This window comes from Arthrobacter sp. GW460-12-1-14-TSB2 (assembly GCF_059423525.1).
The window spans coordinates 120032-134960 of sequence record NZ_JBWKYC010000002.1; the positions used below are offsets into that span (position 1 = coordinate 120032).

9 protein-coding genes are annotated in these 14929 nt (G+C 67.9%); 5 read left to right on the plus strand and 4 right to left on the minus strand.

Annotated elements, in window-relative coordinates; genetic code table 11:
• Positions 1 to 47 precede the first annotated feature (47 nt).
• Positions 48 to 1076, minus strand: a complete 1029-nt coding sequence (locus tag AC07YR_RS03690; protein WP_436057307.1) for a M56 family metallopeptidase — start codon at positions 1074 to 1076, stop codon at positions 48 to 50.
• A gap of 6 nt (positions 1077 to 1082) precedes the next feature.
• The gene (locus AC07YR_RS03695) at positions 1083 to 1469 is read right to left on the minus strand and encodes a BlaI/MecI/CopY family transcriptional regulator (protein WP_028270841.1); all 387 of its coding nucleotides are present in this window, start codon (positions 1467 to 1469) and stop codon (positions 1083 to 1085) included.
• A gap of 273 nt (positions 1470 to 1742) precedes the next feature.
• On the opposite strand from AC07YR_RS03695, the gene AC07YR_RS03700 reads away from it, so the two are divergent.
• From AC07YR_RS03700 to AC07YR_RS03715, 4 genes are read left to right on the plus strand one after another with little or no spacing between them, the layout of a single operon-like run.
• Positions 1743 to 3344, plus strand: coding sequence for a cytochrome ubiquinol oxidase subunit I (locus AC07YR_RS03700; protein WP_436057308.1), 1602 nt, complete (start codon positions 1743 to 1745; stop codon positions 3342 to 3344).
• Between the two features lie 19 nt (positions 3345 to 3363).
• Positions 3364 to 4413 (plus strand): cytochrome d ubiquinol oxidase subunit II, encoded by a 1050-nt coding sequence (cydB, locus tag AC07YR_RS03705; protein WP_436057309.1) that lies wholly within the window; start codon positions 3364 to 3366, stop codon positions 4411 to 4413.
• A gap of 6 nt (positions 4414 to 4419) precedes the next feature.
• Positions 4420 to 8028 carry a thiol reductant ABC exporter subunit CydD gene (cydD, locus tag AC07YR_RS03710; protein WP_494733072.1) on the plus strand — a complete coding sequence of 1203 codons (3609 nt, stop codon included), beginning with the start codon at positions 4420 to 4422 and terminating at the stop codon, positions 8026 to 8028.
• Between the two features lie 9 nt (positions 8029 to 8037).
• Positions 8038 to 9072: a GNAT family N-acetyltransferase gene (locus AC07YR_RS03715; protein ID WP_494733073.1), complete on the plus strand. Its 1035-nt coding sequence runs from the start codon at positions 8038 to 8040 to the stop codon at positions 9070 to 9072.
• An 18-nt stretch (positions 9073 to 9090) separates the two neighbouring features.
• Here the strand turns inward: AC07YR_RS03715 and AC07YR_RS03720 are convergent, their stop codons facing one another.
• Together AC07YR_RS03720 and AC07YR_RS03725 are read right to left on the minus strand one after the other, a co-directional pair.
• Positions 9091 to 9609, minus strand: a complete 519-nt coding sequence (locus tag AC07YR_RS03720) for a DinB family protein (protein WP_494733074.1) — start codon at positions 9607 to 9609, stop codon at positions 9091 to 9093.
• A 9-nt stretch (positions 9610 to 9618) separates the two neighbouring features.
• Complete coding sequence (locus AC07YR_RS03725) at positions 9619 to 12117, minus strand: DNA gyrase/topoisomerase IV subunit A (protein WP_494733075.1); 2499 nt, start codon at positions 12115 to 12117, stop codon at positions 9619 to 9621.
• 53 nt (positions 12118 to 12170) lie between these two features.
• Between AC07YR_RS03725 and AC07YR_RS03730 the strand changes: the two genes are divergently transcribed.
• On the plus strand, positions 12171 to 14891 hold the full coding sequence (locus AC07YR_RS03730; protein WP_494733076.1) for a bifunctional acetate--CoA ligase family protein/GNAT family N-acetyltransferase: 2721 nt from the start codon (positions 12171 to 12173) through the stop codon (positions 14889 to 14891).
• The last annotated feature ends 38 nt before the right edge of the window (positions 14892 to 14929 follow it).

Below are 14929 nucleotides of genomic sequence, written 5' to 3' on the forward strand. Positions count from 1 at the left end.
CCGGCCGACAAGGGCGGTTGCGGAAGGGGCGGTTGCGGAAGGGGCGGTTAGCCGAGCAGCCCCGGGACAATCAGCAAAGCCGTGGGGACCGCCAGAAGTAGCAGGCAGCCCGCCAGGACCAAAGCCCGCAGCGGCGCCGGCAGCGGCTCCTGGGGGGACAGTAGCCTGCGGACCCGGGACACGGTGGTGCCGGCCGAACTCGCGCTGCCCGGCGAACCCTGGAGACCGGCGTCGACCATTCCGGCTGCGCTGATGCCGCCCGCGCCGGCGTCGCCGGACGGCAGGTCGGCGCCGTTGAACGCCACGCGGCCGCCGGGCACGCCGGCAGGACCGCTGGCAACAATGGCAATGGCCTTGATGAGGGTGGCCTTGCTCTCGGTCTTCAAGGCGACGTCGTCAGCAAGCATTTCGATCAGGGTGCTCACTGATTCCTGGGCAAGGCGGGTGGTGGGCAGCCAGGGGAGGGCCTGTCGCCAGGCCGCGAACGCCCACAACAGGAGGTGGTGGCGCTGGCTCAGATGGGCGTTCTCGTGGATGAGCACGGCGCGAAGTTCTGCCGGCTCCAACGCAGCCATCAAGCCGTCGCTCAGCACCGTGACAGACCGTGCGCCCCCCGGGAGGCAGTAGGCAACGGGGGAATCGTGGTTGATCACCACGGTTCCCGGGCCGTCGGTGGACGGCGACGCCAGGAGGGCAAGGAGTTCACGGTGGCGCCTGCGCTGCCGTTCGATCCGGTAGTAGGTCAGCAGCAGCGTAAAAACGAGGTGCGCGGTGAGGAGCGCCGCCGCCGACAGCGCGAAGAGATGCCAGAAGCCCAGCGCCGTGGTGGGGGCATTAAAAAGGACCATTCCGGCCAACCCGCGCAGGCCGGCCAGGAGGTTGTCACCGATCGGCTCGAGGCCGTAGACCAGCATGGCGCCGATCATGGACAGGCCGCCGGCCAGGGCGATTGCCTGCCAGAGCAGCATGGCCGTGAACGGTGACCGGGCCGGCCATTGCGCGCGCGAAAGAAGGATAGGCACCGGCCACGCCAGGACTATCGCCAGGACCGCCAGTAAGTATGAGGTCCAGAACATGCGCTGTTAGTTGTGGCCAAGCAGTTTGCGCAGTGTTTCGGCTTCACTTTCGGTGACGGAGCCAATAAAACGGGCGAGCACGGCTTCGCGGTCCGGCGCCGAGCCGAGGACCTCGTGCATGAGTTCGGCGGTGTGGTCCGCCCTGCTGGAGACAGCTTGGTAGCGGTGCGGGCGGGTGCCGCGTTCGCGTTCCACGAGCCCCTTCTTCTCCAGGCGTGAAAGCACGGTCAGGACGGTGGTTACGGCGAGGTCCTTGCCCTCGTGGCCGGCCGTGCCGCCCTGGGCCTGGGTGCTCTGCGCCAGCAGGTCCCGCAGGGTGTTGGCGGTGGCCGCTTCCTGGCCTGCCCAGAGCAAATCCATCACTGCCCGTTCCAGTTCACCAAGACTTGCCATTCCGTACATCCTTCTTAACGTTCCGATCCGCGAAGCCGGGGCGGCCTTCGCGGAACGTAGTTGAATACTTAGGATCTAAATTTACATCTTTTTGCAGTTTCTTTCTACATGAGGTAGAACAATCGGCGCGTCGCGCCCTTGCCAGCGGGTCCGGCCGGTGGAACTGTTGGTTACACTGCTCGCCGAAAGTGTTCTACACTCTGTAGAAATTGGTCTTCTACGAAGCGTAGAAGACCTGGACTGATGAAAGCCTAGCCAAAAGTAGGGACTGCCTTGGACGCTTTGGAAATCGCACGCTGGCAATTCGGCATCACCACCGTGTACCACTTCATGATGGTCCCGTTGACCATCGGGCTGGGCCTCGTGGTGGCAGTCATCCAGACAGTCTGGTACCGCACCGGCAAGCCCGAATACCTCCGCATGACCAAGTTCTGGGGGAAGCTGTTCCTCATCAACTTCATCATGGGCGTTGCCACCGGCATCGTGCAGGAGTTCCAGTTCGGGATGGCCTGGAGCGAATACAGCCGCTTCGTCGGGGACGTTTTCGGGGCGCCGCTGGCCCTCGAGGCGCTCCTGGCTTTCTTCGTGGAGTCCACCTTCCTGGGGCTGTGGATCTTCGGGTGGAAGCAACTCAAGAGGGGCGTCCACCTGGCCTGCCTCTGGATTGCCGTGGTGGGCTCGGTGTTCTCCGCGTACTTCATCATCGTGGCCAACAGCTGGATGCAGCATCCCGTCGGTGTGGAAATGATCAACGGGCGCCCGGTCATGACTGACGCCTGGGCCGTCTTCACCAACAACACCGCCCTCGTGGCAGTCCCGCATACCCTCTTCGGCGCCCTGGCCGTTGCCGGAGGCTTCCTGCTGGGCATCGCCTGGTACCACCTGTGGCGCCGCCGCCATGACGGCATCGACACCGTGGGCAAGGACGGCAAGGTCATCCCGGGCGAAGCGGACATTCCGGGCCGCGACAAGGCTGACTACAAGGTCTGGATCACCTCGCTCCGGATCGGCGCCGTCGTGGCCATGATTTCCTTCGCCGGAACAGCCCTCACCGGCGACCTGCAGGGCAAGCTCATGTTCGAACAGCAGCCCATGAAGATGGCCGCGGCCGAGGCTGCCTGCCACGACGGCACCGGCTTCTCCGTCCTCAGCGTCGGCAACGTCGGTTCAAAGAACTGCGACGAGATCGTGGCGGTGATCGAAGTTCCCGGGATCCTGTCCTTCCTGGCCAAGGGCGACTTCACCACCGAAGTGAAAGGCGTCAACAGCCTGCTGGACCAGTACAAGGCCGACTACGGAACGCACCTCCCGGACAACCCCATCTACGGTGACCGTGCCGGGCAGGAAATCGAGTACGTTCCGGTCATGGAAGTGACCTACTGGGGCTTCCGGATGATGATCGGCTTCGGCGGCCTCGCTGCCCTCGCTGCCCTCGTGGCGCTCTGGGCCACCCGCAAAGGCACCGTGCCGGCCTCCCGCGGACTGATGCGGCTCGCCGTCGTCGGCATCATGGCGCCGTTCGGTGCCAACGCGGCCGGCTGGATCTTCACCGAAATGGGACGCCAGCCCTTCGTGGTCGCGCCAAACCCGGACCCCAGCGGGATCGACCAGGTGTTTATGTTCACCGCTGCGGCCGTTTCACCGGGCGTTTCCGCAGGAGAACTGCTCACCTCCCTGGTGGTGCTGACGGCCGTGTACGCCGTGCTGCTGGTGGTGGAGGTGAAGCTGCTGGTGAAGTACATCCGCGGCGGCGTGGTTTCCGCAATGCCTGAACTCGCCCACGCCCCAGTCGGCGAAAACGAGGACGCCACACCGGGCCCCGGCGGCCCCGGCAAGCCCGGCGGCTCCGACGACGTCCTGGCATTCGCCTACTAAGCGCAGAGGAAATTCGACCATGGAACTGCTGCCCACCATCTGGTTCATCGCCATCGCGGTGTTGTGGACGGGATACCTCTTTCTCGAAGGGTTCGACCTCGGCGTCGGCATGCTGATGAAGCTCTTCGCCCGCAACAACACCGAGCGCCGCGTCCTGCTCAACACGATCGGCCCCGTCTGGGACGGTAATGAGGTCTGGCTCCTGACCGCCGGCGGCGCGACGTTCGCCGCCTTCCCGCTCTGGTACGCATCCCTGTTCTCTGCCCTCTACCTTCCGCTGCTGCTGGTCCTCGTTGCCCTCATCTTCCGTGCGGTGGCCTTCGAGTACCGCGGCAAGGTGGACACGGACCGCTGGCGCGCGGTGTGGGACTGGGCCATAGCGGCCGGATCCCTCGTGGCTGCGTTCGGCGTCGGCGCGGCGCTGGCGCTGACCACCACCGGGCTCCCGCTCAACGCCAATGGCGACCGCGAGGGCGGACCGTTCGCCTGGTTCAGCGGCTACGCCGTCCTGGGCGGGCTGGCCGTGGTGTGCTTCTCCCTGCTGCACGCGCTGGCCTTCCTCGCCCTGAAGACCGACGGCGATGTCAGGCACCGCGCCCGGAACTGGTTTGTCCGGCTGCTGCCGGTCCTCCTGCTCCCCATCGCCGGCTGGGCCATCAGCGTGCAGCTCCTCAGCGGCGAAGCCTGGACCATCGCGGCGGTTGCCGCGGCAGTGGTGGCCGCGGTGTTCGCCTGGCAGTTCGGCCGGAACGGACTCGAGGGGAAGGCGTTCCTGTCGCTCGGGGTGTTCCTGCTCCTGGGCAGCGCGTCGATCTTCGGTGCGGCCTTCCCGGTGGTGCTTCCCTCCACCCTCAACGCGGACTTCAACCTGACCATTTCCAATGCCTCATCCTCCGACTACACCCTGGGGCTCATGACCATCGTGGCCTGCGTGGGCCTGCCCCTGGTGCTGGCCTACCAGGCCTGGACCTACTGGGTGTTCCGCCGCCGGGTCAGTGCCGCCCACATCCCGGAAGCCCACAGTTTCCTGCCTGCCATCGCCGCCAGGGCGCTGGCCCCCAAAGACTAGGACCCGATGAGACCGCAGTTCCCGGCCGGCCCAGCAAACCGGCTCGCGCTTTATTGGCTCGGCTTCCTCGCTGCCCTCAAGGCATTGTCACTGGTGCTGATGGCGCAGGCGGTGGCATCGGTCCTGGCCGGACTGGTCTCCCAGAGCCCGGCCTGGGCCGACCAGCTGGGCTGGGGACTGGCAGGCGTGGTCCTCCGGTCCGTGACGGTGTGGGCTCAAGGGGTGGCCTCGCGCCGGGCGGCCCTCGGAGTCAAGGAAGAACTGCGCGCCGCACTGCTGGAACGCGCACTGCGGAACGGCACGCGTGCGGCTGGCCCGTCCGACGGCGGCCTGGCGATCCTGGCCACCAGAGGCCTGGATGCTCTGGACAGCTACTACGCCCAGTTTTTGCCGGCCCTCGTCAACTGCGCCGCCATCCCGCTCCTGCTGGGCGCCCGGATCCTGTTCGCCGACTGGGTCAGTGCAGTGGTGGTCGTCCTGACCGTACCGCTCGTGCCGGTGTTCATGGTGCTGATCGGCAGGTACACCGAAGACCGGGTCCGGGCCGCACAATCGGCCCTGGCCCGCCTGTCGGGCCACATGCTGGAACTGGCCAAAGGGCTGCCCGTACTGGTGGGGCTGGGCCGGGCCAGTGCCCAGCGGAAGGCCCTCGAGGACATCTCGGAGCAGTACCGCTCCCGGACCATGGACACCCTGCGGACGGCCTTCCTCTCCGCGCTCGCGCTGGAACTCATCGCCACGATCTCGGTGGCCGTTGTGGCCGTCTTCATCGGCGTGCGCCTGGTCCACGGCGACATGGCACTCGAGGCCGGGCTCCTCGCCCTGATCCTGGCACCCGACTGCTATCTGCCGTTGCGGGAACTGGGCACCGCCCACCACTCAAGCGACGACGGACGTGCGGCCCTGGCCGAGGTCGCCGCGGTGATGGACGCGCCGGAGGTCCGGCCGCTGCAGCCGCAGAATGGCTCGCAGCCGCAGGGCGGCCTGCTTCCCGGGGGGACTTCCGAGGGCGGCGCGGGCCTTCCGGCGGTGACGGTCAGGAATCTGACGGTCACGTACGGCGGGCGGCTGGAACCCGCCGTCGGACCGCTGGGTTTTGACGCACCCGCCGGCCGGATTACCGCCCTCGACGGTGCCAGCGGGGCAGGCAAGAGCACCATTCTGGGCGTCCTGGCGGGAATCGTCGGCACGGGCGGCGGTGCAGTGGTGAGCGGCGGGATCGCCGGGTTCTCGCCGCCGGATGTCGCCTGGGTGCCGCAGCATCCGGTCATGGTGGAGATTAGTGTGCTGGCCGAGGTGATGCTCTACCTGAAGGGCGGCGCCGCCGGCACCGCAGGCACAGCCTCCGCCAATGCCGCCGCCTCGAAGGCCAGGGCCTGCCTTGAGGCGGCAGGAGCCGGACACCTGGCCGCGAAACATCCCGCCGAGCTCAGCCCGGGGGAGCTCCGCAGGGTTGCCCTGGCGCGGGGCCTGGCCCGGATCGAGGCCGGTGCCACCCTGCTGCTGCTGGATGAGCCCACCGCGCATCTGGACCGCGAATCCGCCAACGTGGTCAACGAATCCATCCTGAAGCTTCGCGGCCGGGCCACTGTCCTGCTCGTGGCCCACGACCGCCTCACCCGGGAACTGGCAGACCACGTAGTTCCTGTCGCCGCCGGATCCGCACCGGGATGGCCGGCAGCAGACGCTGCCGGCTCGTCACGGCATTCCGCCGTTCTCCCGGCACCGGACGCGGGACCGGACGCGGCACCGGATGCGGCATTGGGGCGGGCGACGGCGCCGGTGACGGCGCGGGCGGCCGAGCACCGTGCCACGGCGGGAACCGACGCCCGGGCCGGAGGGACCGCGGGGGTCCGCACGCACAACACTCCCGCCCGGATCTTCAGGCTCCTGCGGCCGGAGTCCCTCAAATTCGGCGCAGCCGGCGTCGTGGGGGTCCTGGCGGCCCTGTTCGCCGTTGCCCTGGCAGGATTGTCCGGCTGGCTCATCATCCGGGCCAGCGAGCAGCCGCCCATCCTCTACCTCCTCACCGCCATCGTGGGCGTGCGGTTCTTCGGCATCGGCAGGGCAGTCCTGCGCTACACCGAGCGGCTCCTGCTGCACGACGCCGTATTCGCCTCGCTCACCAGGCTGCGCGGCCGGCTCTGGGATTCGCTGAGCCGTCGCGCCCTGTCCCTGCGCCGGCTCCTGCAAGGCGGAAACGTCCTGGGGACGGTGATTGACGACGTCGATACCGTCCGGGACCTGGTGCCCCGGGTGGTCCTGCCGCCTGTGACCGCCGTGGCTGTGGGTGCATCCGCCATTGCAGCCACAGGCCTCCTGCTGCCCGCGGCGCTGCCTGCAGTCATCGCCGCTGCAGTGGTGTCACTGGTTGCCGCGCCGGCAGCGGCACTCCTCGCAGACAGGATGTCGGCGCAGGCCGAGCAGCGGCTCCGCTCAGGGGTCCTGCGGGACATCGCCGCGGCGCTGGACGCCCGCGCTGAACTGCACGCCAACGGTGTCGCCGCACCTGTCCTGTCCGCCATTGGAGTTGCCGACAAGGAGGCAACAGCTGCCTCGCAGCGGTCCGCGTGGGCCGAGGGGCTGGGCCAGGCGCTCACCGTCCTTGCCTGCGGGACCGCCGCCCTGGCCGCTGCGGTCCTGGCCGGACCCGAGGTGACGGGCGGATCCGTGGCCCCGGCCACGGCCGCCGTCGTGGTCCTGCTGCAGCTCGCGCTGGTGGATCCGTACGCCGCCATCACGACGGCGGTACGCCAGTACCCGGCTCTCCGCCTGGTCCTGGACCGGATCAGCGAGGCCGGCGTGCTGGACGCCTCCGAAGCCGCCGACCCCGATGCCGCCGGCGTCCCCGCCGCAGAAACGGGCGCCGCAGCCACACCCGCTGTGGACACCGGTGGACCGAACCGCGGGACACCCGGACTGGAGCCTGTTGCCCAACGCCCCGGCGGGCTGCCAGGTATCGAGCTTGAGTCGCTCTCAGCTGCCTGGCCCGCGGGTCCGGAAGTCTTCACCGGTGTTTCCGCAACGGCGGAACCCGGCCGCTGGCTCGCCGTGACCGGAACCTCAGGCTCCGGAAAGTCCACCCTGCTGGCCGTCCTGCTCGGGTTCCTGCTGCCACGCTCCGGCCGGATCGCTGTCACCGGACGCGCTGCCTGGTGTCCGCAGGAAGCGCACCTTTTCGACTCCACCATCCGCGGAAACCTCCTCCTCGGCCGGCCGGAAGGCAAGGACGGCGACGCCGGTCAGGAAATCGCTGAGGCCCTGGCCGCCGTGGGACTGGAGCCGCTGCTTCGCAGGCTGGAGGAGGGCGCCGACACCCGGATCGGACCCGGCGGCGCCTTCCTCAGCGGCGGGGAACGCCAACGGCTGGCGGTTGCCAGGACCCTCATGACCGGGGCCGACGTGATCCTGCTGGACGAACCCACCGCCCATCTTGACGCCGAGGCGGGCCGGGAAATGCTGGCTGACCTTCGGCGGGGTCTCACCGGACGGACTGTAGTTCTGGTGACCCACAATCCCGACGACATTGACCCGGCAGACCGCAGGCTGGACCTCGACGCAGGGGCGCGCGCCCGCGTCGGGCAGGTTCTGGCGCGGGGCGGGGCCGGCAGCTAGCCTGTTGGCATGCTGAACAACGACGCTCCGATGCCCGGATCCTGGCGGGACGCACTGGCCGGCGAGGGGCTGGCCTGGCGTCCGGCAGAGGAGAGGGACGTCGCGGCGTGGGCTGACCTGATTGCCCGGACGGCCGAGGTGGAACGGCCCGTGTGGTTTGAGCGGGCCGCCGACCTTGAACAGATCCTGCAGTCGAAGAAGAACCATCCGGCCGCCAACACGCTGCTGCTGCTGGACCGCGGGTCGGTACCCCGCGCTTATGCCCGCATCACGAAAAACCCGGACGGCGACAAGGCCTACGGTTTCGGCTGCGTCGACCCCGGCTGGCAGCGCCGGGGAATCGGCACGGCGCTGCTGGGATGGCTCAGCCAGCGGACCCTCGAGCGTTTCGCGGACGACCAGGGTCGGGAAGACAACGAACCGTCGCCGCGGCTGCGGGTCCACATGGAGCAGCAGCACGAGCACCAGCAGCGGCTGCTCCGCAAAGAAGGATTCCACGTGGTGCGCTATTTCAACGAGATGCACCGGCACCTGGACGGCGTCCCGCTTCCAGACGTGCGGCTCGATGACGGGCTGGAACTGGCAACCATGCGGCCGGAGCTCAGTGAGGAGGTCCGGCTGGCCCACAACGCCGCCTTCCGTGACCACTGGGGAAGCGAACCACGGGATGAGGAATCCTGGGGTTTCACCGTCAACGATCCGCAGGCCAGGCCAGACCTGAGCGCTGTGGTCCTGGACCGCGGCTCCGGAACCGTGGCAGGCTACCAGCTGGCCAGCCACGACCCGGACAGCGCGGTATCCCGGGGCTACAGCGAGGGGTATACGGAACTGCTGGGCGTCCGCCGCGAGTACCGCGGACGCGGGATCGCCCAGGCCCTGCTCGCCGATGCGATGCGGCGCTTTGCCGCGGCAGGGATGGACCGCGCCTCCCTCGATGTCGACTCGGAGAACCCCACCGGAGCGCTCGCCCTCTACGAAAAAATGGGGTACAGCGCCGTCAACCGGAGCCTGGCGTGGGACAAGGAACTGCCCGTGCGCACCTGACCGGGCCAGCTGATCAACTCAGGCGTCGACGTCGTGCAGGTGATGGACGACGTCGTGCAGGAAGTACTGCGCGAGGGTCATCACCGTGAACTCCGAACCGTTGCCCCGGATGCCTTTCCTGCCCCACTCGTCCTCATGAACGCCCGCGAATGACTCCGCGATCTGTTCGCCTTCGGCGGTTAGTTCGGCACTGACGATGGCGGGGTCCGCGTTGGCGTAGTCCTGCTCCACGGCGGTCTTGTCCTGGTCCCAGTTCTCGAACCGGGCGTCGTCCTCGCTCAGCATCAGGTTCAGCCGGCGGTCGAAGAGGCTGAAGACATCCCGGACATGCGATGCGTACTCCAGCACGGACCACGTGGCCTCGTCCGGTCGTTCCGCGACGTCCGGGCGGCGCAGCGCCGCCCGCCAGCGCGGAAGCATGTTCGTGACGCTGCCGGGAACCGTGGCGGGAGTGACTGTCGAGGCGTCGAATCCGCACTCCGGGCAGACCCTGGTCAGCACCCAGGTCCAGTCTTTTTCATCGGGGATGATAGGCATGCCAGTAGTCTAGGCCCAGGTCATGCTGGGCCCAATGGCGTCCACGGCCTGCGACAGCGGGATGCCGGAGCCGTCCCGTCGGCCGTGTTCCTGCGGGAGCGAGCGCGCCACCCCCGCCAGCGAGGACGCCTTGGCCGGCCCGTGTCCGGCCCACGCAATGAGCAGGGTATCTTCGCCCTTCAGGAACCGGTGCGCCCGCACTCCCGCAGTGGCCCTGCCCTTGGCCGGGTACTCCGCGAAGGCCGTCACTTTCCCGGCACCGGGGGCCGTGCCCGGCAGGGCACCCTCGGTCCCGGAAACGGTGACCACGACGGCCTCCTCGTCGCCCGGGGCGACAGTTCCGAAGAACAGCACCTCGTCCCCGGCTCCCAGCTTGATCCCCGCCATGCCGCCCGCCGTGCGGCCCTGCGGCCGGACCGCTGCGGCGGTGAAGCGCAGCAGCTGCGCCTGCTTGGTGAGGAACACGAGGTCGACGTCGTCTGCCCCGGCCGGCTCAACGCCCACCACGGTGTCCTTGTCCTTGAGGGCAATGACTTCCCAGTCCTCGCGGTTGAGGGGGTAGTCGGGCTGGACGCGTTTGACGATGCCCTGCGCCGTGCCGATCGCCAGCACCGTATCCAGCGGGGCGAAAGCGACCAGGGTCTCGCCCTTCAGCAGCGTGATGAAGTCCTTGGCAGGTACGCCGCCGGCCAGGTTGGGAAGCCCGGACATCGGCGGCAACACGGGCATGTCCATGACCTGGAGGCGCAGCATCCTGCCCAGGGACGTGACGGCGGCGATCTCGCCGCGCGCCGAGGTTTTCACCACGGACCGGAACACGTCGTGCCGTGACCGCGGACCGGACTCGGCCAGGGGCTCCTGGTTTGAGGTCCGGGCGATCTGTCCGCTGGCGCTCAGGATGGCCCAGCAGGGATCATCGGCTATTTCCAGGGCGAGCGGGGCCGCCTTGCCCTTGCCGCCGGGCGCAGCGGCCAGCGCGGCGACGGTGGGGGAGACCGCCTCGGATTCAAGCAGCACCGTCCGGCGCGGGGTGCCGTACTTTTCCGCGATTTCAGCCAGTTCGTCCGAGACGAGTTCGCGCAGGCGCTGGTCCGAAGCCAGGATGGCCTCGAGCTCCGCGATCTCACGCTTGAGCTGGTCCTGCTCTTTTTCGAGCTCGATCCGGGAGTACTTGGTCAGCTGCCGGAGCCGGAGTTCCAGGATGTAGTTCGCCTGGATTTCGGTGAGGTCGTAGATGGACATGAGGCGTTCGCGGGCGGCGGCAACCTCGTCGGAGGACCGGATGATCTGGATGACCTCGTCGATGTCCACGATGGCGATCAGCAGGCCCTCCACCAGGTGGAGGCGGTCCTTCTTCTTTGCCAGCCGGAAAGCCGTGCGGCGCCGCACCACGTTGATGCGGTGGTCCACGTAGACGGAGAGCAGCTGCACGAGGCCCAGCGTCTGCGGCTGGCCGTCCACGAGCGTCACGTTGTTGATGCCGAAGGAATCTTCCATCGGCGAGTAGCGGTAGAGCTGCTGGAGTACGGCGTTCGGGTTGAAGCCGTTCTTCAGCTCGATCACCAGGCGGAGCCCGTGCTTGCGGTCGGTCAGGTCCACGATGTCGCTGATGCCGGTCAGCTTCTTGCCGTTGACGGCGTCTTTGATCTTCTCGATCACCTTCTCCGGGCCCACCATGTAGGGAAGCTCGGTGACCACCAGGCCGGTGCGGCGGGCGGACAGCTGCTCGATCTCCACCTTCGCCCGGGTCTTGAACGAGCCGCGTCCCGTGGCGTAGGCGTCGCGGATGCCGTCCAGGCCCACGATCCGGCCGCCCGTGGGCAGGTCCGGGCCGGGAACGAACCGCATGAGGTCCTCGAGGGTGGCCCCGGGGTTCGCGATCAGGTGCCGGGCAGCGGAGATGACCTCCACGAGGTTGTGCGGGGCCATGTTTGTGGCCATGCCCACGGCAATGCCCGTGGCGCCGTTGACCAGCAGGTTGGGGAACGCCGCCGGCAGGACATCCGGCTGGGTCAGCTGGTTGTCGTAGTTGGGGACGAAATCCACCACGTCTTCGTCGAGGTGGTCGGTGAGGGTGAGCGCAGCCGCAGCGAGGCGGGCCTCGGTGTACCGCGGGGCCGCCGGGCCGTCGTCGAGCGAGCCGAAGTTGCCGTGGCCGTCGATCAGCGGCAGCCGCAGCGAAAAGTCCTGCGCCATGCGGACCATGGCGTCGTAGATCGCGGTGTCGCCGTGCGGGTGCAGCTTGCCCATGACCTCGCCCACCACGCGGGCGCTCTTGACGTGGCCGCGGTCAGGGCGCAGGCCCATTTCGCTCATCATGTAGAGGATGCGCCGCTGCACCGGTTTCAGGCCGTCACGGGCATCCGGGAGGGCCCGTGAATAGATGACCGAATAGGCGTACGCGAGGAACGAGCCTTCCATTTCCGACGTGACGTCGATGTCAACGATGTTCTCGGTGTAGTCCTGGACGGCGTCCCCTGCCGGGGCGGAACTTTGGCGGCGGGCCATGGGGCTGGTGGATCCTTAACGGTTTACTGGCGAGTTTTAGCTAGGCTAAGCCTATGGTGGATCAGCCCGGGGACGGCGTATATCCGGAATATTGGGAAGCCGATGTCGTTCTGCGGGACGGAGGGACGGCTCATCTGCGCCCGATCCACCCCTCAGATGCCGACGCCGTGCAGGCTTTCCATACCGGCCAGTCGCAGAAGTCCATCTACATGCGGTTTTTCGCCTTTAAAGCGAGGCTCTCCAGCAAGGAGCTGAAGCGCTTCACGGAAGTGGACTACAAGGACCGGGTGGCGCTGGTGATCACCATAGGCGGTGAAATCCTGGGCATCGGCCGCTACGACCGGCTGACCGATCCCGAAGAAGCCGAGGTTGCCTTCAATATAGCCGACGCCCACCAGGGCCGCGGCATCGGATCGATCCTGCTGGAACACCTGGCCGCTGCCGCCCGCGAAAACGGCATCCGTAAATTCAGTGCCGAAGTGCTGCCGGAAAACCGCAAAATGCTGATGGTTTTCTCCGACGCCGGTTACGACGTCAAGAGGCATTTCGACGACGGTGTGGTGAGCCTGGAGTTCAACATCGACCCCACGGAAAAATCCCGGGCCGTGATGGAGTCACGCGAGCACCGCGCGGAGGCGCGCAGCATCCAGGAGCTGCTGGCGCCGTCGTCGGTCGCGGTGATCGGGGCCAGCCGCAAATGGGGCACCATCGGCTACCAGCTGCTCGAACACATCATCGAGGGCGGCTTCACCGGGCCGGTCTACGCCATCAACCCCGAGGCGCTCGAACTCGCCGGGATGCTGTCCTTCGCCAGGCTCTCCGAGGTGCCGGACCCCGTCCGGCTGGCCATCATCGCCGTCCCCTATGAGGAAGTCCCCAAAGTTGTGGCGGACTGCGCGGCCTCGGGAGTCAAGGGCGTTGTGGTGGCGACGGCCGGGTACGCCGACGACGGTGAACGCGGGCTGGCCAGGCAGCGCGAGCTGGTCCGCCAGGCCCGCTCCAACGGGATGCGCGTGATCGGCCCCGCGTCCCTGGGCATCGTCAACACGAACCCGGCCGTGTCCCTGAACGCATCCATGGCGCCAAGCCTGCCGCGCCGGGGCGGCCTGGGACTCTTCAGCCAGTCCGCCGCCATCGGAGTGGCGCTGTATGCCGCGTCCAGCCGGCGCCGCCTGGGCCTTTCCACGTTCCTGTCCGCCGGCAACCGGGCCGACGTCTCCGGCAACGACATGATGCAGTTCTGGGAAGACGACGCCGACACCGCCGCGGTGGGACTCTACCTCGAATCCATCGGCAATCCGCGCAAGTTTTCCCGGCTCGCCCGCCGCCTGGCCCGCACCAAGCCCGTCATCGTGGCGAAATCGGACTCGATGGGCCTGCAGTTGCCTCCGGGGCATGCGGTACGGACCACGCAGGCGCCTGCCGGCGCCGTGGACGCGATGATGCGCCAGTCCGGCGTCATCCGGGTTGAAACGATTGAGCAGCTGATGGACGTGGCCCAGATCGTCGCCGGCCAGCCGCTGCCGGCCGGGGCGGACATTGCTGTTTTCAGCAACTCCCGGGCCCTCGGAAAAGTGGTCGCGGACAGTGCTGCCGCCAACGGGCTCGGTGTTGAGCGGATTGTCACGGACGTGGATCTCGACGCCGGCATGTCACTGGCGCTGCCGGCACTCCGGGAGAGCCTCGCCGGGATCCTCGCCTCGGACTCCATCCACGCCGTCGTGGTGGCGCTGCTGCCGGCACGGGGCCTCACGGTGGAGAAGATTGCCGGCGTCCTGGCGGAATGCTCCGCCGCGGCCGGAAAACCGGTGGTTGCCGCCTTCACCGGGATCCTGGACCCGTCCGTCTATGTTGAGGGCATGGTGGGTGCGGAACGGTTGCCTGTCCACGCCGTGGACGCCGAATCCGCCAGCGGATCCGTGCCGTGCTACTCCAACCCCGGTGCCGCCGTCGCAGCGCTCGCCGCCGTGGTCAAGTATGCCGAGTGGGTGGAACGCGACCAGGGTCTTTTCGCGGAGCCGGAAGGATGCGACCCGGAAAGCGTCAGGGCCGAGCTGGAGGAACTGCTCCATGACGTCCCCGGCGAGCAGCTGGTGCAGCTCGACCCGGCGAAGGCGGCAACCCTGCTGGCCCACTACGGTATCGACGTTGTCCCCTCCGTGGGCTTCGAGACGCCCGACCAGGCTGTTGCAGCCGCCGAGCGGCTTGGCTGGCCGGTGGTGCTGAAGACCACCGATCCGACCCTGCGCCACCGGCTGGACCTTGGCGGTGTGCGGCTGGACATCCAGGACGCCGAATCATTGCGGCGCAACATCGTAGAGATGCACCGCGCCCTTGCGCCCTACGGCTCGCCGTCCATGGAAGTCCAGATGATGGCTCCGGTGGGCCAAGCCTGCACGTTCCGGGCCATTGAGGATCCGCTGCTGGGTCCGGTGGTTTCCTTTGGACTTGCCGGGGACGCCGTGAATTTGCTGGAGGACTGGGCCCACCGGGTTCCGCCGCTGTCCGGTGCCGATGTCCACGACTTCATCCGCGCGCCGCGCGCGGCCCGGAAACTGTTCGGCTACCAGGGCCTTCCGGCGGTGGATGTGGCCGCGCTGGAGGACCTTGCCGCGAGGTTGACCCGGCTCAAGGACAACCATCCCGAAATAGCGCTGGTGGAGTTCAACCCTGTCCTGGCGGGGCTGCGCGGCGTATCAATCCTGGCCGCAGATGTCCGGATCGCGAACGCCGCCCAGCGGACCGACAGTGCCCGCCGGGCGATGCGAAGCTAGCCCGCCCCGGGCGCACAGTTAGCAAGTGCCCAGTCGAT